This is a genomic window from Pseudomonas sp. TYF_14 (assembly GCF_043105275.1).
In the GTDB taxonomy this organism is placed as follows: domain Bacteria; phylum Pseudomonadota; class Gammaproteobacteria; order Pseudomonadales; family Pseudomonadaceae; genus Aquipseudomonas; species Aquipseudomonas alloputida.
The window spans coordinates 63,408-89,196 of record NZ_JBICLK010000100.1; the positions used below are offsets into that span (position 1 = coordinate 63,408).

The window sequence follows — 25,789 nt, forward strand, 5'->3', positions numbered from 1 at the left end:
TTACTCCTCTGCACCGGCAGCTGGTTGCATACTCGATTCCACACCCTTGGTTGTGGCCAGATCTTTGCTGCCTGCTTCTTCGTGGCTACGACCGCGGTTCATGCCTTCGTACTTGTCGACGATCAGCTGGAACTGCTCAGGCGAAGCCTCGCTATACAGCGCGACCGGGTTGTTTTCGCTTGGTTTGGCCAAGGCGTCGTATTCGGCCTTGTCCAGCTTCTTCGGCGACTGCTTGACTTCAGCGACCCACTTGTCGAAGTCTTCCTGAGAGGTGGCAGTAGCCTTGAATTTCATGCCGGTGAAGCCAGCACCGCTGTAGTTGGCGCTGATACCGTCGAATTCGCCATTTTCGTTGGCGATCAGGTGCAGCTTGGTGGTCATGCCGGCCATGGCGTAGATCTGGCCGCCCAGGCCCGGGATGAAGAACGAGTTCATCACGGCGTCGGAAGTGACGCGGAAGTTGACCGGAGTGTTAGCCGGGAAGACGATCTTGTTGACCGTGGCAATGCCCTGTTCCGGGTAGATGAACAGCCACTTCCAGTCCAGCGCGACCACGTCGATCTGAATCGGCTTAACGTCCGAATCCAGCGGACGATAAGGGTCCAGCTTGTGGGTGGAGTGGTAGGTGACGTAACCCAGGGCGATGATGATCAGGATCGGGATGATCCATACCGCGGCCTCGATCTTGGTCGAGTGCGACCAGTCAGGGGTGTAGGTGGCTGCCTTGTTGGAAGCACGGTACTTCCAGGCGAACGCCAGGGTCATGATGATCACAGGGATTACCACCAGCAGCATCAGGCCGGTAGCGATCAGGATCAGGTTCTTTTGCTCAATGCCGACCTGGCCCTTCGGGTCGAGCAGGGTCCAGTTGCACCCACTGAGTAAAAGCATGCCTAAAAAGGGCAATATGCCAAACAGTCTGGGGTAACGCTTTTTACTCATCTCACGACCTCTAGATCAGCTTGCTTCAATGCAATTTGTGTTTTGGTAGCCAACACTTCGTCCTGCCAAGTGAGGCATTTCGCGCCCGTACTCGCTCCTGCCTGGGGTCCGACTGCAGGACCTTGGCTTCAAGCGGGTTAGCGGTGCTTATGGTTTCGTAGGCAACAGGCCTGTACTTCAGACCAAGTCCATTTGGTGCGGGAAAACGCGGAGGGGTGTCCGCCCGGTATCGCCGTTGGGCGAAACTTGACGAAGTCAGCAAAAAGGAGCGCTGAGGCTTCCTTCAATCCTGCGACTCGCAAGCAGTGCCGAACGGAAATTGGGGGCGATTGTAGATAGGTCGCCAACCCTTGACTATGACTTATTGAGCAACAGTCTTTTACAGAATCCGCAACAATGCTGCTCGATAATTCAACTTCGCGACAGTTTGTCGCACCCCGCTTGATAGGCCTCAAAGCCGCATCCTGCAAGGCCTGCGGGTTGATCTGGATCAAGCGGTACGCAACTTTTCCCTCTTCTCATGCGGTGCAAAAGACCCCATGCAATTCGGGACTTTTGTCTAAGCCTGGCGTCGATTGCGGTAGATACCGAGCGGGACCAGGACGGCGGTCAGCACGAACGCCACAAGTGCCCATTGCGCCAGCGACAGGCCGAGGATCGGCGGATACGGCGTGCTGCAGAAGCCGTCGACCTGAAACGCCAGTGGCCACAGCTTTGCCAGTGGCAGGTCATCCACGATCGGCTGCAGGGTATCGATACCGCAACTGACCATGGGGTTGGCGAGTATATACACATGGTTGCCCGCCGCAACGATTCCGCCAATGGCACTGAGCACCACCAACGCCTCGAAGAAGGTCAGGCTGCGGCGCCCGGGCATCGCCGCAGCGATGAAGGCAAACACGGCAATGAACAGCAACGCATAACGCTGCAGGATGCACAGCGGGCACGGTGCCTCGCCTAGCACCACCTGCATGTAGAGGGCGCCGCCGATCAGTGAAAGGCAGATCAGCCCCAACAGCACCAGAAAGCGCCGTTCCCGATTCAGGCGCGATGTTTGTTCGTTCATTGCCGGTTCCTTCGATGGATAGTGGCAGCGTGGTCCGCCTGCCTGGGCGCAAGTCTACACGCTGGGCATGGCCTGTGAGCATGCCGAGGGAGCGTCGCGGAAGCACTGCGCAGGGCTATCCAGTGTGGCTGAGACCGGCCGCAACGACGTCGGTTCAACGCCGGGCGGCAAAAAAACGGCTGCCCAGGTGCCGCGCAGGGGCAAGCCCCTCGACACCCGGGAGTGAAGGATACCGTGATTAAAGGATGATTAAGGATGAAAGTGCAGCGCCCGGTTTCATCTTTCCTTTATATATAGGCAGAAAGGTGTGCTGCAGCGGGGGGACGAGCACTTTATAAGCCTGTACCGGCCCCTTCGCGGGTAAACCCGCTCCTACAGAGACGGCACCACATTCAAGACCGGTGCAATACCTGTGGGAGCGGGCGTGCCCGCGAAGAGGCCGGCACAGGCGCTACATCACTCCAGCGCTGCCGCCGGCCCGAAGAACTCGTAGCGGCTCTGCTGCTCCGGCACCCCCAGGCCCTTCAGCTGGCGCTTGACCGCCGCCATGAAGCCCTTGGGCCCGAGGAAGTAGGCATCCACGTCACGCTCCTGCGGCAGCCACTCGGCGAGCAGGTCTTCACTGAGCAAACCCACGGCGTCGGCCGCAGCGCCACCTTCCGGCTCGGCATAGCAGTAGAAGCGCTTGAGCTGTGGATGGCGCGCCGCCAGGCCATCGATCCAGTCCCGGAAGGCATGCACCGCGCCGTTACGCGCACAGTGGATGAAATGCACCTCGCGCCGGGTTTGCAGTGCTGCCTGCAGCATCGCCAGGGTCGGGGTAATGCCCACCCCTCCGCTGATCAGCACCAGCGGCTTGTCGCTGGCTGCCAGGGTGAAGTCACCCGCAGGCGGGAACAGTTGCAGGGTATCGCCCACCTTCAGCTCATCGTGCAGGTAGTTGGAGACCTTGCCGCCCGCCTCGCGCTTGACGCTGATGCGGTATTCCTTACCGTCGCACAGCGCCGACAGGGAATAGTTGCGGCGCTGCTCGGCACCGTCAATGTCCAGTTTCAGACCGATGTACTGGCCAGGTTCTGCCTTGAGCACCGGCATGCCATCCACCGGGGCGAAGTAGAACGAAACGATCTCGCTGCTTTCCTGCTCGCGGCGTACCAGGCGGAATTCACGGGTACCGCGCCAGCCACCCTCGGCCTCTTCCTTCTCTTTATAGAGGTTTTCTTCAGCGCCGATCAGAATGTCGGCCAGCTGGCCATAGGCCGCGCCCCAGGCGTCGATCACCGCAGGGGTGGCAATGTCCTTGCCCAGCACTTCCTCGATGGCGCGCAGCAGGCAGCTTCCGACAATCGGGTAGTGCTCCGGCAGAATCTGCAGGGCAACATGCTTGTTGATGATCTGCCCGACCAGGCCGCCCAGTTGCTCCAGCTGGTCGATATGGCGGGCATACATCAACACGCCGTTAGCCAGCGCACGCGGCTGATCGCCACTGGCCTGGTGGGCCTGGTTGAACAGCGGCCGTACCTCGGGGTATTCGCTGAGCATCATCTTGTAGAAGTGGGTGGTCAGCGCTTCGCCGCCGCTTTCCAGCAGAGGTACAGTGGCCTTGATGATTGCACGTTGTTCGGCATTGAGCATTGCAACAACTCCTGAGCCTGTGGCTTCAAATGACTGCCCCTGCCATTACAGCAATCGTGCCAACTTTTATCGCCAGCAAAATCAGGGGTTTGATGCAGGTCATGTCAAAACGACCCACCTCTGCGTATAGTCATATCGACCCATAGGAGTCCATATGACTACACAGCCACTGCTCACCACCCTCCTGCCCCTGGTCAGCGACCTGTCCCGCGATTTGCCCGACCAGGAACGCTACCGCCGCCTGTTGCAAGCCATGCGTGGCCTGCTGCCGTGCGATGCTGCAGCACTGCTGCGACTGGATGGTGAATGGCTGGTGCCGCTTGCAGTGGATGGCCTTAGCCCCGACACCCTCGGCCGGCGCTTTCGGGTCAGCGAGCACCCGCGTTTCCAGATACTGCTCAGCCGCCCGGAACCCACCCGATTCGCCAGCGATTCCGAACTGCCCGACCCCTACGATGGTTTGGTCAATGCCCCCGATGCCGACCTTGAAGTGCACGACTGCATGGGCTGCCCGTTGATGGTCGATGAGCGCCCATGGGGCCTGGTCACCCTCGACGCCCTCACCCCCGGGCAGTTCCAGAGCCTGGAGCTGGATGCCCTGCAGGCCTTTGCCAGCCTGGCTGCCGCCACCGTTACCGTGGCCGAGCGTATCGAGCACCTGGCCCTGCGCGCCGAAGACGAACACCATCGCGCCGAGCTCTACCGCCAGGCCAGCGGCCAGGATAGAGAGCTGATTGGCCAGAGCCCCGCGCACAAACGCCTGGTGGAGGAAATTCGTCTGGTCGGCAGCAGCGACCTGACCGTGCTGATCACCGGCGAAACCGGGGTCGGCAAGGAGCTGGTGGCCCAGGCCCTGCACCGGGCCAGTAGCCGCGCGGACAAGCCGCTGGTCAGCCTCAACTGCGCCGCCCTGCCCGACACCTTGGTGGAAAGCGAACTGTTCGGTCATGTGCGCGGCGCCTTCACCGGCGCGCATGGCGAGCGCCGCGGCAAATTCGAACTGGCCAACGGCGGCACACTGTTCCTCGACGAAGTGGGCGAACTGCCGCTGACGGTCCAGGCCAAGCTGCTACGCGTGCTGCAAAGCGGCCAGCTGCAGCGCCTGGGTTCGGACCGCGAGCACCGGGTGGACGTGCGCCTGATCGCCGCTACCAACCGCGACCTCGCTGCCGAGGTGCGTACGGGCAACTTTCGCGCCGACTTCTATCACCGCCTCAGCGTTTACCCGCTGCACGTGCCACCTTTGCGCGAACGTGGGCGAGACGTGCTGCTATTGGCGGGCTACTTCCTCGAACAGAACCGTTCACGGCTGGGCCTGAACAGCCTGCGCCTGAGCCATGAGGCCCAAGCCGCGTTGATCGCCTACGACTGGCCAGGCAACGTGCGCGAACTGGAACACCTGATCGGCCGCTCGGCACTCAAGGCGCTGGGCCAGCACCCTGATCGGCCACGTATCCTCACCCTCGAAGCCATCGACCTGGACCTGCGTGTGTCGGCAACCACGCCAGGCACGCTGCCCTCCCCCGCTGCACCGCTGCAAGTGGTCACACCGCCTGAAGGCGGCTTGCGTGAAGCCGTCGATAGTTACCAGCGACAGGTGATCGAAGCCTGCCTGCAGCGGCATCAGGACAACTGGGCAGCAGCGGCCCGGGAACTCGGTCTGGACCGCGCAAACCTGAGCCGTTTGGCCCGCAGGCTAGGGCTTCGCTGAGGCTTTTCTACCAAAGGATTAACCCAGAAAGCCATCTGGTTGCTTCCCCACCGGCTGCTATATCTCCCTAACCACCCGTTTGTCGACTGCCTGGTCGAGGCTGTGCGTAAGACCCCTGAAAGGGCTCTGTTACGTCGGTTGTGGCCCGAACACTCGGGCCGGGGGATCCGGATATCAGCAGGGAGCATCCATGGACAACATCGTCGTCGCCGATAAGCAATCCGAAGTCGCCACTCAGAGCGCCTGGGGCAATATCAATCTAAACGCACCAAGCGTCGTGCAGGTACCGGTTTCTCCAGACAAAGTGGCCACGGTCACCCAGCGCGGGCAGGACCTGATCGTCACCCTGAAGTCGGGGGAAAAGATCACCATCGGTAACTTCTTCGCCGTGGACCAGGCCGGGGTCGGCAGCGATATGGTCTTCGTCGGCGAAGACGGCACCCTGTGGCATGCCCAGTACGATGCGGCAGCGTTCACCGGTTTCACCTTCGAAGAAGTGGCCTCGCTGGACGAACTGGTCGCAGGCATCGGTACTGCAGGCAGTGCCATGCCAACTTGGGCGATTGCCGGGCTCAGCCTGCTGGGCGTGGGCGGCGCAGCAGCAGCGGCGGACAATGGAGGCGGGGGCAGCAGCGGCGGTTCCGACCCCGACACCAGCGCACCGGCCACACCGATCGACCTGCTGGTTTCGCCGGATGGCTTGCGTCTGACCGGCCGTGGCGAAGCAGGCACCACGGTGAACATCCGCGACGCCGCCGGCAACCTGATCGGCAGCGGCACAGTGGGTGCCGACGGCAACTTCAACGTGACGTTGAATGCACCGCAGATCAACAGCGAAAACCTTGATGTCACCCTGACCGACGCCGCCGGCAATGTCTCGGCGCCTGGCACTGTCACTGCGCCGGACGCAACTGCACCACTGGCGCCGACCGACCTGGCTATCGATGAGCAGGGTAACACCCTCACCGGTCGTGCCGAGCCCGGCTCGACGGTTTCCGTGCGAGGCGCTGGTGGCGTATTGCTGGGCACTGCGGTGGCCGGTGCGGACGGCCAGTTCAGCATCACTCTGCAACCGCCACAAATCGACGGCCAGGCCCTGGAGATCAGCGCCGCAGACGCGGCTGGCAATATCTCGCCAGTTGCCAGCATCACGGCGCCGGACGTCGACACCCCAGATACCACAGCCCCTGAACAACCGACCGACCTGGCCTTGGCCGATGGCGTCACTTTCACCGGACGCGGTGAGCCTGGTGCTACCGTGCAGGTGCGCGATGCTGCCGGCAACCTGATTGGCACCGGTGTCGTCGGTGCCGATGGCCTGTTCAGCCTCACCCTGTCGCCGGCCCAGACCAATGGTGAAGCACTCGACGTGCGTCTGGTGGATGCCGCCGGCAACAGCTCTGCCCCATTGCAATTCGATGCGCCGGACATCACACCGCCTGACGCAGTAACCAATATTACAGTTGGTGCTGACGGCCTGGCCCTGAGCGGTCGCGGCGAGCCAGGTGCCACTGTCGAAGTGCGCGATGCCAATGGCACTGTGATCGGCACGGGTGTCGTGGGTGCCAACGGCACCTTCCTGATCGACCTCGCCCCAGCCGCACAGCCGGGCGAGCAGTTGAGCCTGGTGCAGACCGACCCAAGCGGTAATGCTTCAGTGGCTACCGAGTACGATGTACCACTGACCACCGCGCCCGACAGCCCGAGCAATCTGGCCATCGATGCTGATGGCACCACCCTCACCGGTACCGCGCCGGCTGGCACCCGTGTGGAAGTGCATGACGCCAACGGCACGCTGATTGGCAGTGCCATTGCCAACGCCGATGGCAGCTTCAGCATCGAACTGAATCCCGCACAAGCCAACGGCGAACTGCTGGACGTGGTCGCCATCGATGACGGCGGCGTTTCCTCGCTGCCCGCACAGATCACCGCCCCCGACATCACCGCCCCTGCCGCCCCAACCGAACTGGCGGTGAGCGCGGACGGCAGCGTTATCACCGGCCGTGCCGAACCGGGCAGCACCGTGCGCATCGTGGCTGCCGACGGTAGCGAACTGGGTACTGCCTTGGTCGGCCCGACCGGCGTGTTCAGCCTTAACCTCAATCCGCCACAAGTTGACGGCGAAGTGCTGCAGGCCACGGCGACCGATGCCGCTGGCAACACTTCCGTTGCCAGCTCGGTCACCGCGCCGGACATTGATGGCGGCGATACCACCCCGCCTGAAGCACCGACCAATCTGGTGATCGGCCTTGCCGGCAGCCAGCTCAGCGGTCGAGGCGAAGCCGGCTCCACCGTGCAGGTACGTGACGCGGCAGGCAACATCCTCGCGACCGGCACTGTCGCTGCAGATGGCACCTTCATCGTCACCCTGGCCCCTGCCGTGAACGACGGCAGCACCTTGCAAGTCACCCTCACCGACGCTGCCGGCAACGTATCCCAACCGGGCTCGGTCACCTCGGCCGACTTGCTGCCGCCCGCGCAACCGACTGACCTGGCCTTGGCCGATGGCGTCACCTTCACCGGTCGCGGCGAGCCTGGTGCTACCGTGCAAGTGCGCGATGCTGCCGGCAACCTGATTGGCACCGGTGTCGTCGGTGCCGACGGCCTGTTCAGCCTCACCCTGTCACCTGCCCAGGCCAACGGCGAAGCCCTCGACGTACGCTTGGTGGATGCTGACGGCAACGCCTCTGCGCCGCTGCAATTCGATGCGCCGGACATCACCCCACCTGAGGCAGTAACCAATATTACAGTTGGTGCTGACGGCCTGGCCCTGAGCGGTCGCGGCGAACCCGGCGCCACTGTTGAGGTGCGCGATGCCAGTGGCACCGTGATCGGCACGGGTGTTGTGGGAGCCAACGGCACCTTCCTGATCGACCTCGCCCCGGCCGCTCAGCCGGGCGAGCAATTGAGCCTGGTACAGACCGACCCAAGCGGCAACGCTTCCTCGGCACTGCAATTCGAAGTCCCGGTCACCACTGCGCCTGCCAGCCCCAGCGACCTGGTATTCGCCGAAGACGGCAGCAGCATCAGCGGTACCGCACCTGCCGGCACTCGTGTGGAAGTGCATGACGCCAATGGCACGTTGATTGGCACTGTGGTGGCGGGCCCCGACGGTAGCTTCACCGTCACCCTCGACCCGGCCCAGACCAACGGCGAACTGCTGGACGTGGTCGCCATCGATGACGGCGGCGTTTCCTCGCTGCCCGCACAGATCACCGCACCCGACATCACCGCCCCTGCCGCACCGAGCGAGCTGGTGATCAATGCCGACGGCAGCGTGGTCACCGGCCGTGCCGAACCGGGCAGCACCGTACGCGTGCTGGCCGCCGACGGCACCACTTTGCTGGGTAGCGTGGTAGTTGGCGCTACCGGCAGCTTCAGCATCACCCTCGACCCGCCACAGGTAGACGGCGAAGTGCTGCAAGTGACAGCCACCGATGCGGCAGGCAACGTCTCCACCGTTAGTAACCTTACCGCGCCGGACATCGACGGCGGCGATACCACCCCGCCTGAAGCACCGACAAACTTGGTGATCGGCCTCGCCGGCAGCCAGCTCAGTGGTCGAGGCGAAGTGGGCACCACCGTGCAGGTGCGTGACGCGGCCGGCAACATCCTCGCGACCGGCACCGTCGCTGCAGATGGCACCTTCGTCATCGCCCTGGACCCTGCCGTCAACGACGGCAGCACCTTGCAAGTCACCCTCACCGACGCCGCCGGCAACGTTTCCCAACCGGGCTCGGTCACCTCGGCCGACCTGCTGCCGCCCGCGCAACCGACTGACCTGGCCCTGGCCGATGGCGTCACCTTCACCGGTCGCGGCGAGCCCGGTGCCACCGTGCAGGTACGCGATGCCGGCGGTGCTGTCATCGGTACTGGTGTCGTCGGGGCCGACGGCCTGTTCAGCCTCACCCTGTCGCCTGCCCAGGCCAATGGTGAAGCACTCGATGTGCGTCTGGTGGATGCCGCCGGTAACAGCTCTGCCCCATTGCAGTTCGATGCGCCGGACATCACACCGCCTGACGCAGTAACCAATATTACAGTTGGTGCTGACGGCCTGGCCCTGAGCGGTCGCGGCGAGCCAGGTGCCACTGTCGAAGTGCGCGATGCCAATGGCACTGTGATCGGCACGGGTGTCGTGGGTGCCAACGGCACCTTCCTGATCGACCTCGCCCCAGCGGCACAGCCGGGCGAGCAGTTGAGCCTGGTGCAGACCGACCCAAGCGGTAATGCTTCGGTGGCTACCGAGTACGATGTACCACTGACCACCGCGCCCGACAGCCCGAGCAATCTGGCCATCGATGCTGATGGCACCACCCTCACCGGTACCGCGCCGGCTGGCACCCGTGTGGAAGTGCATGACGCCAACGGCACGCTGATTGGCAGTGCCATTGCCAACGCCGATGGCAGCTTCAGCATCGAACTGAATCCCGCACAAGCCAACGGCGAACTGCTGGACGTGGTCGCCATCGATGACGGCGGCGTTTCCTCGCTGCCCGCCCAGATCACCGCACCCGACATCACCGCCCCTGCCGCCCCAACCGAACTGGCGGTGAGCGCGGACGGCAGCGTTATCACCGGCCGTGCCGAACCGGGCAGCACCGTGCGCATCGTGGCTGCCGACGGCACCGAATTGGGCACTGCCGTGGTCGGCCCGACCGGCGTGTTCAGCCTCAACCTCAACCCGCCACAAGTTGACGGCGAAGTGCTGCAAGCCACCGCGACCGATGCCGCTGGCAACACTTCCGTTACCAGCTCGGTCACCGCGCCGGACATCGATGGCGGCGATACCACCCCGCCTGAAGCACCGACCAATCTGGTGATCGGCCTTGCCGGCAGCCAGCTCAGTGGTCGAGGCGAAGCCGGCACTACCGTGCAGGTGCGTGACGCGGCCGGCAACATCCTCGCGACCGGTACCGTCGCCGCGGATGGCACCTTCACCGTCACCCTGAATCCTGCCGTGAACGACGGCAGCACCTTGCAAGTCACCCTCACCGATGCCGCCGGCAACGTATCCCAACCGGGCTCGGTCACCTCGGCCGACTTGCTGCCGCCTGCACAACCGACTGACCTGGCCTTGGCCGATGGCGTCACTTTCACCGGTCGCGGCGAGCCCGGCGCTACCGTGCAAGTGCGCGATGCTGCCGGCAACCTAATTGGCACCGGCGTCGTCGGTGCCGACGGCCTGTTCAGCCTCACCCTGTCGCCGGCCCAGGCCAATGGTGAAGCACTCGACGTGCGTCTGGTGGATGCCGCCGGCAACAGTTCGATACCGCTGGAGTTCACAGCCCCGGATATCACACCGCCCGAGGCGGTCACCGACATCCTGGTCGGCCCAGGTGGCACGGCCCTGAGTGGTCGCGGCGAGCCGGGAGCCACTGTCGACGTGCGTGATGCCAATGGCACCGTGATCGGCACGGGTGTGGTCGGTGCCAACGGCACCTTCCTGATCGATCTCGCCCCGGCCGCTCAGCCGGGCGAACAATTGAGCCTGGTGCAGACCGACGCAAGCGGCAATGCCTCCGTGGCTACTGAGTACGACGTACCGCTGACCACTGCGCCCGATAGCCCGAGCAATCTGGCCATCAATGCTGATGGCAGCACTCTCAGCGGTACCGCGCCGGCCGGCACCCGTGTGGAAGTACATGACGCCAACGGCACGCTGGTTGGCACTGTGGTGGCTGGCCCCGACGGCAGCTTCACCGTCACCCTCGACCCGCCTCAGGCCAACGGCGAACTGCTGGACGTGGTGGCCATTGATGACGGCGGTGTTTCCTCGCTGCCCACCCAAATCACCGCACCGGATATCACCGCCCCTGCCGCACCGACCGAACTGGTGATCAATGCCGACGGCAGCGTGGTCACCGGCCGTGCCGAACCGGGCAGCACCGTACGCGTGCTGGCCGCCGACGGCACCACTGTGCTGGGTAGCGTGGTAGTTGGCGCTACCGGCAGCTTCAGCATCACCCTCGACCCGCCACAGATAGACGGTGAAGTGCTGCAGGTGACGGCCACCGACGCGGCAGGCAACGCCTCCACCGCCAGTAACCTTACCGCGCCGGACATTGACGGCGGCGATACCACCCCGCCTGAAGCACCGACCAATCTGGTGATCGGCCTTGCCGGCAGCCAACTCAGTGGTCGAGGCGAAGTCGGCTCTACCGTGCAGGTACGTGACGCGGCCGGCAACATCCTCGCGACTGGCACCGTCGCTGCAGATGGCACCTTCGTCATCGCCCTGGACCCCGCCGTGAACGATGGCAGCACCTTACAAGTCACCCTCACCGACGCTGCCGGCAACGTATCCCAACCAGGCTCGGTCACCTCGGCCGACTTGCTGCCGCCCGCACAACCGACTGACCTGGCCCTAGCCGATGGTGTCACCTTCACCGGTCGTGGCGAACCCGGCGCTACCGTGCAGGTACGCGATGCCGGCGGTGCTGTCATCGGTACTGGTGTCGTCGGTGCCGACGGCCTGTTCAGCCTCACCCTGTCGCCGGCCCAGGCCAACGGCGAAGCCCTCGACGTACGCTTGGTGGATGCTGACGGCAACGCCTCTGCGCCGCTGCAATTCGATGCGCCGGACATTACCCCGCCCGGTGCGGTGAGCAACATTGCCGTCGGCGCTGACGGCCTGGCCCTGAGCGGTCGCGGCGAACCCGGCGCCACTGTTGAGGTGCGCGATGCCAGTGGCACCGTGATCGGCACGGGTGTTGTGGGAGCCAACGGCACCTTCCTGATCGACCTCGCCCCAGCCGCGCAGCCGGGCGAGCAGTTGACCCTGGTGCAGACCGACCCAAGCGGCAACGCTTCCTCGGCACTGCAATTCGAAGTCCCGGTCACCACTGCGCCTGCCAGCCCCAGCGACCTGGTATTCGCCGAAGACGGCAGCAGCATCAGCGGTACCGCACCTGCCGGCACCCGTGTGGAAGTGCATGACGCCAATGGCACGTTGATTGGCACTGTGGTGGCGGGCCCCGACGGTAGCTTCACCGTCACCCTCGACCCGGCCCAGACCAACGGCGAACTGCTGGACGTGGTGGCCATTGATGACGGCGGTGTTTCCTCGCTGCCCACCCAAATCACCGCACCGGATATCACCGCCCCTGCCGCACCGACCGAACTGGTGATCAATGCCGACGGCAGCGTGGTCACCGGCCGCGCCGAACCGGGCAGCACCGTACGCGTGCTGGCCGCCGACGGCACCACTGTGCTGGGTAGCGTGATAGTTGGCGCTACCGGCAGCTTCAGCATCACCCTCGACCCGCCACAGATAGACGGCGAGGTGCTTCAAGTCACGGCCACCGATGCGGCAGGCAACGCCTCCACCGCCAGCAACCTTACCGCGCCGGACATCGACGGCGGCGACACCACGCCACCGGAAGCCCCGACCAACCTGGTGATCAACCCCGCCGGCAGCCAGCTGACCGGTCGCGGTGAAGCCGGTACCAGCGTTCAAGTGCGCGATGGCGCAGGCACCGTAGTTGCCACAGGCACGGTCAACCCGGATGGCACCTTCGCCATCACCTTGAACCCGGCCATCACCGATGGCAGTACCCTGCAAGTGACCCTGACCGACGCTGCCGGCAATGTCTCGCAACCCGGCTCGGTCGCCACGCCAGACCTGCTGGCCCCCACGCAGCCAACCGAGCTGGCCTTGATCGATGGTGTGACCTTCACCGGCCGCGGCGAGCCCGGAGCCACCGTACAGGTCCGCGATGCCACCGGCAGCCTGATCGGCACAGGCCTGGTCAACGAAGACGGCACCTTCAGCGTCACGCTGTTCCCCGCCCAGGCCAATGGTGAAGCACTGGACATTCGCGTGGTAGACGCCGCCGGCAACAGTTCAACGCCGCTGGCGTTCACTGCACCGGACGTCACGCCGCCAGCTGCCGTCAGCAACGTCGTGGTGGGCGCCGATGGCCTGGTGCTCAGTGGCCGTGGCGAGGCCGGTGCTACCGTACAGGTACGTGATGCCAACGGCTCTGTCATAGGCACCGCCACAGTCGGCGCCAACGGAACCTTCTTGGTCGACCTCACCCCAGCCGCGCAACCGGGCGAGCAATTGAGCCTGGTGCAGACCGATGCGAGCGGCAACGCCTCTGAAGCCCTGCAATATGAAATCCCGGCAACCACGACCCCAGCCAGCCCAAGCGACCTGGTGGTGGCTGCGAACGGCGCCAGCATCACTGGTACAGCCCCGACGGGCAGCCGTGTGGAAGTACACGATGCCAACGGCACACTGGTCGGCAGTGTGGTGGTAGGTGCCGGTGGCACCTTCACCGTCATCCTCAACCCGGCCCAGGCCAACGGCGAACTGCTGGACGTGGTGGCCATCGATGGCACCGGCGCTTCGTCCCTGCCGGTGCAAATCGCTGCGCCAGACATCACCCCGCCGGTCACCCCGAGCGAGCTAGCGATCAGTGCCAACGGCAGCGAGGTCACCGGCCGCGCCGAAGTGGGCAGCACCGTGCGTGTGCTGGCCGCCGATGGCACCACCGTGCTGGGTAGTGTGGTGGTCGACGCCACTGGCAGTTTCAGCATCACCCTCGACCCGCCGCAGGTGAGTGGAGAGGTACTACAAGTCACCGCCACCGACGCCACCGGCAACACCTCCACGGCCGGCGACATCACCGCGCCGGACATCGACGGTGGCGACACCACACCACCGGATGCCGCAACCAACTTGGTAGTTGGCCTGGCCGGCGCCCAGCTCAATGGCCGCGGCGAAGCCGGGGCCAGCGTGCAGGTGCGCGATGCCCAGGGCAATGTACTGGCCAACGGCTCGGTCAACCCGGACGGCACCTTCCAGATCACCCTTGACCCACCGGTGAAAGATGGCAGCAACCTGCAAGTGGTGCTGACCGATGCCAGCGGCAATGCTTCGGCCCCGGCGTCGGTGGTTACCCCGGACTTGCAGGCCCCGGCCCAACCGACCGGCGTGGCCTTGGCCGACGGCGTGACCCTGAGCGGCAACGGCGAGCCAGGCGCGACCGTGCAGGTACGCGATGCCTTGGGCAACTTGCTCGGCACTGGCCTGGTCACTGAAACCGGCAGTTTCAGCATCACCCTGTCGCCGGCCCAGGCCAATGGCGAAATCCTCGACATCCGTCTGATCGATGCCGCCGGCAATATCTCTTCACCCCTGCAATTCGAGGCCCCGGACATCACCGTGCCTGCCGTAGTCAGCAGCATTGTCGTCGGCGCCGACGGCCTGACCTTGGGCGGTCGCGGCGAAGCCGGTGCTACCGTCGAGATGCGCGATGCCAATGGCACGCTGGTCGGTACCGGCACAGTGACCGCGAACGGTACTTTCCTGATCGACCTCGACCCGGCTGCGCTGCCGGGTGAACGCCTGAGCCTGGTACAGACCGACCCGAGCGGCAACGCCTCTGAAGCGCTGACCTACGACGTGCCACTGGTGGTCACGCCGACCAGCCCGAGCGAACTGGTCGTCGCTGCCGATGGCAGCAGCATCAGCGGTTCTGCTCCTGCTGGTAGCCGCGTGGAAGTGCATGATGCCAACGGCACGCTGGTCGGTAGCATCGTGGTGGGTGCCGAGGGCGCCTTCACCGTGGTGCTTACACCGGCCCAGGCCAATGGCGAGTTGCTGGACGTGGTGGCGATCGACAACAACGGCACCTCGTCGTTGCCGGTGCAGGTCGCCGCACCAGACATCACCGCGCCTGCGGCGCCAAGCGATCTGGCAATCAGTGGCGACGGTACCGTCGTCAGCGGCCGCGCCGAAGCAGGCAGCACCGTCCGTGTGCTGGCCGCCGATGGCACCACTGTACTGGGCAGTGTCGTGGTGGGGGCCAGCGGCGCCTTCAGCATCGGCCTCACCCCGCCACAAGTGGCAGGCGAGCAGTTGCAGGTGACGGCCACCGATGTCGCAGGCAACGCCTCCACGGCCGGCAGCGTCACCGCACCGATCGTGGACAACGGCGGCGACACCACACCGCCGGAACCCGCTACCGAGCTGGCCATCAGTAACGATGGCCGCACAGTCTCCGGGCGCGGCGAAGCGGGTGCCACCGTGGAGGTGCGCAACGATCAGGGGCAAGTGCTGGTGAGCGGCACCGTTCAGCCCGATGGCAGCTTCAATGTGCAACTGCCGACTCCGGTGGTGGATGGCTCGTCCCTGCAAGTGACCCTGACCGACGCCGCCGGCAACGTCTCTACACCTAGCCCGCTGACGGCGCCCGACCAGGTAGCACCGCTGCAACCAACCGACCTGGTGCTGAGCAATGGCGACAGCCTGGCCGGTACTGCAGAAGGGGGCGCACGAGTAGAGGTCAAAGATGCCTCGGGCAACCTGATCGGCAGCGCCATTGCCGAGCCGGATGGCAGTTTCAGCCTGACCCTCGACCCGCCACAGGCCAATGGCGAGACCCTGTCCATCACCGTGACCGATGCGGCAGGCAACACTTCGGTGCCGCTGAGCTACGTGGCCCCGGACATCACCGCGCCAGCGATCGTCGCCGACGTGGTGGCAAGCGATGGCAGCCTGGCCGTGTCTGGCCGTGGCGAGCCCGGTGCCACAGTGGAAGTGCGTGATGCCCAGGGCGCAGTCATCGGTACTGGCACCGTGGCGCCAAATGGCACCTTCGTGATTGACCTGGAGGCACCGCTGGCCGCAGGTGAGAACCTCGTGCTGGTGCAGACCGATGCCGCCGGCAATACCTCGGCAGGGGTCAGCGTGACCGTTGCCGATACACCGCTGCCCGAAAGCCCGAGCGGCGTGGTGGTGGCCGGTGACGGCTCCAGCGTTTCCGGTACCGCACCGGCAGATACCCAGGTGGAAGTGCGTGACGCGCAGGGCAATGTCCTGGGCAGCGCCCAGGCCGGTCCGGATGGCAGCTTCACCGTCGGCCTGACCCCGGCCCAGGCCAACGGCGAGACCCTGGATGTCGTGGCGGTTGACGGCGCTGGCAACAGTTCGCTGCCTACCCAGATCACCGCCCCCGATATCACCCCGCCCAATGAAGCCAGCGAACTGCAACTGAGTGCCGATGGCGGCCTGCTCACCGGTCGCGGCGAACCGGGCACCACCGTGCAGGTCATCAGCGCCGACGGCACTGTGCTGGGCAACGCCCAGGTCGGTGCCGACGGTGTGATCAGCGTGGTCCTGAACCCAGCGCAGACCGACGGCCAGGAACTGGACGTGGTCCTGCGCGACCCCGCTGGCAACACCTCGACCGCCACCATCATCGCGCCCGATACCGACGGTCCGCTGCAACCCTCCGGGCTGGCCATCGATACCGCTGGCATCCACCTTACCGGCCAGGGTCAAAGCGGCTCCATCGTCACCGTGCGTGACGCCGACGGCAATGTGCTGGGCACTGCCAGCGTGGGCGGCGACGGCCGTTTCGACGTCACCCTCAACGCGCCACAGCGCAATGGCGAAAGCCTGACCGTCGAAGCCACCGACAACCTGGGCAATAGCGCAGGGCCGGTGGACTTCACTGCCCCCGACTCTACCCCGCCGCAAGTGGTCACCAACCCAGCCATCGACGGCACCGGCACCACGATCACCGGCAACGGCGAACCGGGCGCCACTGTGACCGTGCGCGGGCCGGATGGCAGCGTGCTGGGCAGCACGGTGGTCGGCGCGGGTGGCGCTTTCGAAATTACCCTCGACGAGCCGCAAACCAACGGCCAGGCACTGACCGTGGAGCAACGCGACGCGGCCGGCAACCTGTCGGCGGCGGTCGATTTGTCGGCACCGGATACCCAGGCACCCGATAGCCCCACCGGGCTGGTCCTGGCTGGCGACGGCAGCAGCCTGAGTGGCAGCGGTGAGCCGGGTGCGCAGGTGACCGTGACCGGCACTGGCGGCACAGTACTGGGCACCGCAACGGTCCAGCCCGATGGCACCTTCCAGGTGGCAATCGACCCGCCACAGCTCAATGGCCAGACGCTGTCTGTCACTCAGGCGGACAATAGCGGCAACGGCTCGCCCGCTGGCACTGTGATCGCACCTGACTTCGAGGCACCGCTGCCGGCGCAAGGGCTGGGCCTTGATCCTACCGGCACACTGCTCAGCGGGCAGGGCGAGGCAGGCAGCACCGTAGAGGTACGTAATGCCGCAGGCAACCTGCTAGGCACCATCCCGGTGAATGCAGACGGTACGTTCGAAGTGGCACTCTCCCCGGCCCAGACCAACGGCGAAGTGCTGTCGGTGGTGCTGATCGATGGCGGCGGCAATGCCTCGCCGTCGGCCACGTTCACCGCTGACGACAGCACCGCGCCAGCTGCGCCTGCCGGCCTCACGATCACCCCGGGCGGCAGTGCCATCCAGGGTAGCGGTGAAGCTGGCTCCACGGTGGAAGTGAAGCTTGCCGACGGCACGTTGGTAGGCACCGTCGTCGTGCCCGCAGGCGGCAGCTTCACGGTCCCACTATCGCCCGCCCAGTTGGACGGCCAGGCTCTGAATGTGACGCTGACCGATGCGGCCGGCAACATTTCGCAGCCCAGCCAGATCTTTGCACCTGACATCACGCCACCGGCACTGCCCACCGACGTTGCAGTCAGCAGCGATGGCACGGCTGTGACCGGTAATGCACCTGGCGCCAGTTCGGTGACCGTGAGCGATGGGGCCGGCAATGTGATCACCGTTGCGGTCAACCCGGATGGCAGTTTCAGCGTGCCGCTGGATACACCGCAGAACAACGGCCAGACCGTAACCGTGGTAGTGACCGACGCAGCCGGCAACGACTCGGCGCCGGTCTCTGTCACCGCGCCGGACACGACCAACCCAGAACCGGCGACCGGCCTTACCGTAAGCCCGGATGGCAGCACGGTCGGCGGCACAGCCGAGCCTGGCAGCACAGTGGAAGTCCGCAACCCGGATGACACCGTGCGCGGCACTGTAACTGCAGGGCCGGACGGCACCTTCGTGATACCGGTCGCCCCACCGCTGGCATCAGGCGAAACCGTCGATGTGGTGGTGATCGACCCTGCCGGCAACGAGTCGCCTGAAATACCACTGACTGGCCCGACCGGTACCGAAGTGGCCACGCCTTCGGCCCTTGCCATCAGCGTCGACGGTTTCCTGCTGACTGGCCAAGGTACGGTCGGCTCGCTGATTACCGTGACCTCCGGTGGCACCACGCTGGGTAGCGCCACGGTCGGCAGCGACGGCACCTTCCGTGTGTTCTTCCAGAACGCCCAGCTCAACGCCCAGATCTTGCAGGTCAGTGCCAAGGCTACCGTCGATGGCCAGCCTTCGGTGCCGGCCATTATCGTGGCCAATGACACCACGGCACCGGACGCGCCGACACAGGTAAACCTCAACGCCACCGGTAGTACGCTGACCGGCCAAGGCGAGGTGGGTGCAACCGTGCGCGTGACAGACCTACAAGGCACCTTGCTGGGGACTGCAACCGTCGACAGCAATGGCCTGTTCAGTGTCAGCTTCTCGCCGGCCGTGGCCAATGGGCAAAACCTGATCGTCACCCAGGCTGATGCTGCAGGCAATGTTTCGCTCGCGGCCACCCTGCAAGCGCCCGACCTGCAGGCACCGCTGGCAGCCAGCAACCTCAGCCTCAACAGCGCAGCCACCGTGCTCAGCGGCCAGGGCGAAGCCGGTGCCAGCGTCACCGTGCGCGACGCCAGCGGCGCCATCCTGGCCACCGGCACCGTCAACCAGAGCGGCCAGTTCCAGATCACCCTGCCCAGCGCGCAGGTCACCGGTAGCCCGCTACAGGTCACCCTCAGTGATGCCGCGGGCAATGTGTCCGGCCCGGCCAGCCTGGCCACGCCAGACCACACGCCGCCAGCGGCCATCAGTAACCCGGTGCTGAGCCAGGACGGCCGGCAGCTTTCCGGCAGCGGTGAAGCGGGCGCCACGGTACAGGTACGCAACGCCGCCGGTGCCTTGCTCGGCACCGCCACGGTGGGCGCCGACGGTCGCTTCACGGTGACCTTCGACACGCCGCAAGCCAACGGCCAGGTCATCGGCGTGACGCAAATGGATGCCGCCAGCAATACCTCGCCGGCGATCAACGTGACAACCCCGGACCTGACCCCACCCGCACCGCTGACCAACGTGGTGCTGAACAACAACGGCCTGACCCTGACCGGCCTGGGCGAAGCCGGTGCCACGGTCACCGTTCACGGCCCGGACGGGACCATCATCGGCACCGGCCTGGTGGCAGCCAATGGCAGCTTTACCCTCACCCTGAACAGCGCCCAGCTCAACGCCCAGCTCCTGAGCGTTACGCAGACCGACGCGGGCAACAACACCTCCACCGCCGTGGCGGTCACCGCGCCGGACTTCACCCCGCCTACGGCACCGACAGCACTCGCGCTGTCCGGTACCGGGCTGCAACTGACCGGTAACGCCGAAGCCGGCAGCACCGTGACCGTGCGCGATGCCAGCGGCAACGTGCTGGGCACAGCGGTAGCCGGTGGCAACGGCACCTTCCAGGTCACCTTGAACAGTGCCCAGACCAATGGCCAGATACTGCAGGTGACCGCCACCGACGCAGCCGGCAACGTGTCGCCGGCCGCACCTTACACCGCAGCGGACACCACGCCGCCGGCCGCCGTGGCCAACCTGGCTGTCTCCGCCAATGGCGCCACCCTGACAGGCGATGGCGAAGCAGGCGCAACCGTGACCGTACGAGCACCGGACGGTACCGTGCTGGGCAACGCTACAGTGGCCGCCGACGGTCACTTCAGCGTGTCCCTGTCACCGGCAGCGATCACGGGTGAAAGCCTGAGCGTGGTCCAGGCCGATGCCGCACAGAATGTCTCCCCTGCGCAAAACGTGACGGCGCCGGGCGCGCTGGCACCGGCCACGCCGGACAACCTGATACTGGCCGCCGACGGCCTGTCGGTGAGCGGCACCGCCGAGGCGGGCAGCACAATCAAGGTGTACGGCCCCAACGGCGTATTGCTGGGCAGCAGCCCGGTCACCAACGACGGCACGTTCACTGTCAATCTCGGCAGTGCACAGGCCAATGGCGAAGTGTTGCAGGTCAGCGCAACGGGCCCCGATGGCACCGTATCGCTGCCCGCTACCCTACAGGCACCGGACACCACGGCACCGCAACCACTGACCAACCTGGTGTTGTCCAACGACGGCCTGGTACTCAGTGGCCGCGGTGAAGCAGGTGCCACCGTTACCGTGCTTGGCGAAGGCGGTATCGAACTGGGCACTGCCGTGGTCGATGCCAATGGCGACTTCAACGTCGACCTGAGCGTCGCTCAAATCAACGGCGAACAGCTCAGCGCCAGCCAGTCCGATGTGGCCGGCAACGAGTCCAACAGCGTCAGCCTCACAGCCCCTGACCGCGTCGCGCCGGATGCTGCCGGCAACCTGGCCTTCGCCGGGGGTGGCAGCTTGCTGAACGGTACCGGCGAAGCAGGTGCCGCCGTGCGTGTGCTCGCCGCCGATGGTTCGGTGCTGGGCAGTGCCACTGTGCGCGCCGACGGCACCTTCCAGGTCAACCTCGTATCGCCTCAGGCCAACGGCCAACAGGTGCAAGTGGTGCTGGCCGATGCGGCAGGCAACCAGTCTGCCGCCAGCGCTATCACCGCACCCGATACCACACCGCCATCGGCACCCGGCGAACTGGCCGTTTCCGGTGATGGTGTCACCCTCACCGGCCGCGGCGAAGTGGGCGCACGGGTTACCGTGACCAACCCGGCAGGCGAGGAAATCGGCAGCGCCACCGTCGATGCCAGTGGCCACTTCACCATCACGCTGAGCCCGGCACTGGGCAACGCCGAGCTGCTCAGCTTCACCCAGGCCGATGCGGCCGGCAACGTGTCGGCAGTGGCTACCCTGCAAACCCCGGACTTCACCCCGCCCGACCCACTCACCCAAGTGGTGATCAACGCCGACGGCAGCGTGGTCAGCGGCCTGGGCGAGGCCGGCGCCACGGTAATCGTCAGTAACGCGGCCGGTACCGTACTGGGCACGGGTATCGTACTGGCTGATGGCAGCTTCAGCGTCGAACTGTCACCCGCACAAATCAACAACCAGACACTGTCGGTACTGCAGGCCGATCCACCCGGCAACGTCAGCCTGCCGGTCAACGTGCAAGCGCCGGACCTCACGCCGCCAGCGGCAGCAACCGAGCTGCGGCTCAATGCGGCAGGTGACGAGCTGGGCGGTGTCGGCGAAGTGGGCGCCACCGTGCGCGTGTACGTCGGTACCACGCAGATCGGTACCGGCACAGTAGGCGCCAACGGGACCTTCATCGTCGAGCTGGATGCAGCACAGCTCGATGGCCAGGTGCTGCAGGTCACCCTGACCGATGCAACCGGCAACATCTCGCCAATCAGTTCGGTCACGGCCGTGGACACCACACCACCGGCCACCGTGGTCGCCACCATCAACGACAGCGGTACCCAGGTGATCGGTACTGCCGAAGCCGGCACCCGCGTCACGGTGGTCAACAACAATGGCGACCTGCTGGGCCAGGTAACGGTGGAGCCGGATGGCACCTTCGTCCTTGACCTGAACCTCCCGCAAATCAACGGCGAAACGCTGACCATCATCGCCCAGGACGCCACTGGCAACCCGTCGGTACCGCTGGCAGTGACTGCGCCAGACCTGACGCCACCGGTGCAGCCGACCGACCTGCTGCTCAACGCAGCCGGGACGTCGATGACGGGTACGGCCGAAGCCGGCAGCACCATCACGGTGCGCGGCCCGGACAACAACATCGTGGGCACGGTGGAAGTGGGTGAGAACGGCCAGTTCACTGTGCCGATCAGCCCGGCACAGAACAACGGCCAGTTGCTGACGGTGGTGTCCACCGATGATGCCGGCAACGCTTCGGTGGCTGTCCCTTACCAGACCAACGACACCTCGCCACCCGACCTGGTGACCAACCTGGCGATCAACAACACCTTCAACGTGCTGACTGGCAAGGGCGAAGCCAATGCCACGGTCACCGTCAGCTTCGACGGAGACGTGATCGGTACCGGCGTGGTGGATGGCGCTGGCAACTTCCAAATAACACTGGTGCCAGCGGTGGGCTCGCTCGCCACTCTGGAAGTGACACAGTCCGACGGCATCAATACGTCTGCGGTCGCGACCTACCTCACACCGTTGATCGCACCACCCGTGCCGCCAACCGACGTGACCTTGGGCAGCGACGGCCTGACCCTGACAGGCAGTGCACCCAGCGGTGTGGGCATTCGCGTGTACGACGCTGCAGGCAACCTGATCGGTACAGGGGTCGCAAGCCTGAACGGCTCCTTCACCCTGACGCTGGACGCAGCCCAGCTCAATGGCGAACACATTTCGGTGACAGCGGTGGCGCTGATAGGCGGCGAATCGCAGCCGACCTTCCTGCAAGCGGCCGACATCACGCCACCGACCAACCCGGTGGTCACCAGCCTGTCTGTCAATGGCCTGGTGCTGACCGGCACGGGTGAAGCCGGTGCCACGGTGACAGTACGTGATGCCGGCAACAACGTGCTCGGTACGGCGGTGGTGAATGGCGGTGGCGTGTTCACCGTCAACCTGAACGCCGCGCAGCTCAACGGCCAGGTACTGGGCGTGAGCCAGGCTGACACTGCAGGCAATGTGTCCGGCAGCACAAGCTACACCGCCGCAGACCTGCAGCCACCTGCAGCGCCCACCAACGTCGCCATCAACGGCACCGGTACCGTGCTTACCGGTAGCGGTGAGGCGGGCGCTACCATTACCGTCCAAGGCCCGAACGGCCAGGTGGGTACCGGTGTGGTACAAGCCAACGGCACCTTCAGCATTACCTTGACCTCGCCACAGAACGACGGGCAACTGCTGGTGGTACGCCAGGCCGATGCTGCCGGCAACCTGTCCGCCAGCACCAGCCTGACCGCGCCGGACACCACCCCGCCAGCCGCCCCGCTGGCCACCATCAACGCCAACGGCACCTCGGTCAGTGGTTCTGGCCAGGTCGGCAGCACGGTCACCGTGCGCAACAGCGCCGGTACCGTACTGGGTACCGCAACGGTGGGCAGCAACGGCCTGTTCGTGGTCAGCCTGACTGCGGCGCAGATCGACAACCAGGCGCTCAGCGTCACCCTCACCGACAGCGCCGGTAATGTGTCCACAGGCACTGCGCTGACCGCACCGGACCTGACCCCGCCTGCGGCTGCCGGCAACCTGCTGTTCAGTGCCGACGGCGGTACCCTCACCGGTACTGGCGAAGTGGGTGCCACCGTCACCGTACGCAGCGCCGGCGGTACCGTGCTGCAGACCGCGACGGTGCAGGCGGACGGCACCTTCACCGTGACCCTGAGCCCGCCTCAGGACAACGGCCAGATCCTTTCGGTGACCCTCAGCGACCCGCGCGGCAACGTGTCGGGCAACGTCAACGTCACTGCACCGGATGTGGATGCCAACGCGCCGGTCATCGCCAGCGACAACCTGGCCACGGCCACAGTCAACCTGGCAGCGGTCAGCGCCACGAAGACCTACACCGACAGCTTCACCACGCTACTGTCGGGGTTCTCCAAGACCTACACCTGGACGGTGGCAGCAGGCACCACGGCCGACCCTACCCTCACACTGACCACCAACAGCGTGCTGGCACTGCTCAACAACACCAGCTTCACCCTGCAGGTGAAAGACGCCAGCGGCGCCTGGGTGACCATCGCCACCGGCAACACCCAAGGCCTGCTCGACCTGATCGTGCTGCCAATCGGCTTGCAGGTGGACATCGGCGTGCTGCAAGCCGGTGATTACCGACTGACCGTGGGCAGTGGCGGCATCGGCCTGATCACCGAAGTGAGCACCACGCTGGACATCGTCTCCACCAGCCTGACCCAATTCACCGGCACCGGCATTGCCACCTCTGGCAACGTCATTACCGACGTGGGTACCGATGGCGCAGTGGATGCCCGTGGCCCGGACAGCGCCGCCGTGCTGCAAGTGCTCAAAGACGGCAGCTACGTCTCGGCCGGGACCGCCACGACGGTTCAGGGCCAGTACGGCACCCTGGTGATCCGTGCGGACGGCAGCTACACCTACACGCCGAACGGCAGCCCGAACAGTGTCGGCAAGGTGGACGTGTTCAGCTACCAACTGGTGCACCCTAACGGCCTGTCCGATGCCGCCAACCTGTACGTGCGCATCGACAGCCCGCAAGCCACGGAGGTCTGGAGCGACACCAACTACGGTGCACCGGCCACGGTGGTCGACGCAGTCAACGACGTTGGTACCAGCCAGGTCACCCTGGACAACCGCGTGGACTCCAGCAGCAGTACGCTGGGCTCGCTGAACCTGCCAGTGATCGGTACCCGCCAGGCCACCTACACCACCACGGTTGCCGCCAATACCACGGCCGACCTGCAGGTGGTGGTCAACTCCACCAACCTGTTGAGCCTGCTCAACGGCACCACCATCGAGCTGCTCAAGCTCAACCCGGCCACCGGCCAGTACGTGCTGGTGCAGTCGGTGCCAGGTGGTTCGCTGGTCAGCATACTGGGCGGCGGCGCCGGGTATACCTTCGAGAACCAGGGCGCCGGTACCTACCACGTACGTGTCACCGCCGGCGGCATCGGCTTGCTCAGCTCCATCACCACCAGCCTGAACACCACTACAACGTACCTGACCGAGTTCGTGGTCAGTGGCGCGACAGCCGCCACCGGCAACCTGCTGGCTGACGACAATGTCGGTTCGGCCTTGACCGTGCTGAGCGTGCTGACAGCGGCCAACACCTACACCATCCCGGGCTACAACGGGGTAAGCGTGGCCGGCACATACGGCACGTTGCTGGTGCATGCCGACGGCAGCTACACCTACACCCTGAACGCAGGGCTCACCTCGGCGGTGGTGGGCCAGCACGACACCTTCACCTACGAGCTAAGCCACCCGAACGGCACGACCGACACCGCAACCCTCACCATCAACGTGGACAGCGCCGCCGGCCTCACCTCCACCACATCGCTGCTGGCCGATACTGGCGACGAGTCCGCGGCACTCGCCAGCCTGGCAGCGGCCACCGATGTGATCGCCGGCACTGACGGCAACGACCACCTCGATGGCAGCCAGGGTGGCCACATCACCCTGCAGGGTGGTGCGGGTGACGACACGCTGGTGGTGGTCGACCAGAACTTTGCCAGCGTCGACGGTGGCTCGGGAACCGACACCCTGCTGTGGGGCGGCGGTGATGCCAGCATTGACCTGGGCAACCTGGCCGGGCGCGTACACGACATCGAAATCCTCGACCTCAACGACACCAGTTCGGTGGCGCTCACCCTCAACCTGGCAGATGTGGTGGCCATCACCGAAACCGCTACCGACACACTGATCATCAAGGGGGACGACAAAGACTCGGTTCACATGACGGACAACTGGACGCTGGTCGGGAACCAAACTGCCGACGGCATCGACTATAACCAGTACACGGCCCAGGAGGATCCAAGCCATCACCTGTGGGTACAGAACGGTATCCATGTGGTTTGAGGCCGCTGTAAACCCGTCGGGT

The 25,789-nt window shown here is 65.3% G+C and carries 5 protein-coding genes; 2 read left to right on the forward strand and 3 right to left on the reverse strand.

Going from position 1 to position 25,789, the window contains the following annotated elements; genetic code table 11:
* The 3 genes from cyoA to hmpA all read right to left on the reverse strand — a co-directional run bounded on the left by cyoA (position 1) and on the right by hmpA (position 3,643).
* Positions 1–942: a ubiquinol oxidase subunit II gene (gene cyoA / locus ACF8O8_RS27865; RefSeq protein WP_003248605.1), complete on the reverse strand. Its 942-nt coding sequence runs from the start codon at positions 940–942 to the stop codon at positions 1–3.
* Between the two features lie 559 nt (positions 943–1,501).
* Positions 1,502–2,008, reverse strand: a complete 507-nt coding sequence (locus tag ACF8O8_RS27870; protein WP_003248609.1) for a disulfide bond formation protein B — start codon at positions 2,006–2,008, stop codon at positions 1,502–1,504.
* Positions 2,009–2,464: 456 nt separating this feature from the next.
* The gene (hmpA, locus tag ACF8O8_RS27875; RefSeq protein ID WP_010952044.1) at positions 2,465–3,643 is read right to left on the reverse strand and encodes an NO-inducible flavohemoprotein; all 1,179 of its coding nucleotides are present in this window, start codon (positions 3,641–3,643) and stop codon (positions 2,465–2,467) included.
* 154 nt (positions 3,644–3,797) lie between these two features.
* Between hmpA and norR the strand changes: the two genes are divergently transcribed.
* Both norR and ACF8O8_RS27885 read left to right on the forward strand, forming a co-directional pair.
* On the forward strand, positions 3,798–5,354 hold the full coding sequence (gene norR / locus ACF8O8_RS27880) for a nitric oxide reductase transcriptional regulator NorR (RefSeq protein ID WP_010952043.1): 1,557 nt from the start codon (positions 3,798–3,800) through the stop codon (positions 5,352–5,354).
* Between the two features lie 190 nt (positions 5,355–5,544).
* Entirely contained in the window at positions 5,545–25,767 is a 20,223-nt protein-coding gene (locus ACF8O8_RS27885) for a BapA/Bap/LapF family large adhesin (protein WP_392510953.1), read from the forward strand.
* The last annotated feature ends 22 nt before the right edge of the window (positions 25,768–25,789 follow it).

Bases quoted from the DNA above. Each gene is read 5' to 3' on its own strand.
- cyoA (WP_003248605.1), bottom strand. From the start codon at position 942: ATGAGTAAAAAGCGTTACCCCAGACTGTTTGGCATATTGCCCTTTTTA.
- ACF8O8_RS27870 (WP_003248609.1), bottom strand. From the start codon at position 2,008: ATGAACGAACAAACATCGCGCCTGAATCGGGAACGGCGCTTTCTGGTG.
- hmpA (WP_010952044.1), bottom strand. From the start codon at position 3,643: ATGCTCAATGCCGAACAACGTGCAATCATCAAGGCCACTGTACCTCTG.
- norR (WP_010952043.1), top strand. From the start codon at position 3,798: ATGACTACACAGCCACTGCTCACCACCCTCCTGCCCCTGGTCAGCGAC.
- ACF8O8_RS27885 (WP_392510953.1), top strand. From the start codon at position 5,545: ATGGACAACATCGTCGTCGCCGATAAGCAATCCGAAGTCGCCACTCAG.